The 540-nt window shown below is 57.6% G+C and carries 1 protein-coding gene; it reads right to left on the bottom strand.

Features of this window, described 5'->3' with window-relative positions:
• On the bottom strand, positions 1 to 216 hold a 216-nt coding region (locus AC1DU6_RS35515), incomplete at its 3' end, for a hypothetical protein (RefSeq protein WP_477863303.1).
• Positions 217 to 540 lie beyond the last annotated feature (324 nt).

Genomic DNA, 540 nt, shown 5'->3' with positions numbered 1-540 from the left:
CTCATGAACAGTCGCGCCGATCAGCATCGTCACGACCTCGCTGGGATCTGACGAGGGTGCAAACGTGTCCGTTTCAGCCGGCGAATCGTCACGCGGGCGGTCAAGGGACTCGAAAAGGGATTCCTGGATCATGGGTATCTCCCGATCAACGCCTGCTTCGTCGCGCGAAGCAACAACATCGAGAACGAACAGCCCCCAGCCGTTGCGTTGCGGCAAGGTGGGCGCGATTGGTTAATGAAAGGTTAATGCATGGGTACCATTGGGTGTGCCGCCGGGGTTTTGCAACAAAGAAAGTCGTCTTGTATGCCCTTGGCGCCTTGGAACCCGGCATGTCGATAAGCGCACAGGGCGCGCATGCCTTGTGATGTCAGTGAGGATAGGGGAGTGGTGCGAGCACAGCCAGTGATCGCCGCTTATGACGCCATGCCGCGGGTACTGCATTGGTCGCTTTCAAGGTTACGATTGGTTCAGGCCGTTACCCGATCTACGCTTTCTCGATCTGTCGCATGAGCGTGCGACGTGTGCTCAATGCATCGTGAC

Source organism: Roseateles sp. P5_B10, assembly GCF_056400485.1.
This window is presented reverse-complemented; position numbering and strand designations above follow the sequence as displayed.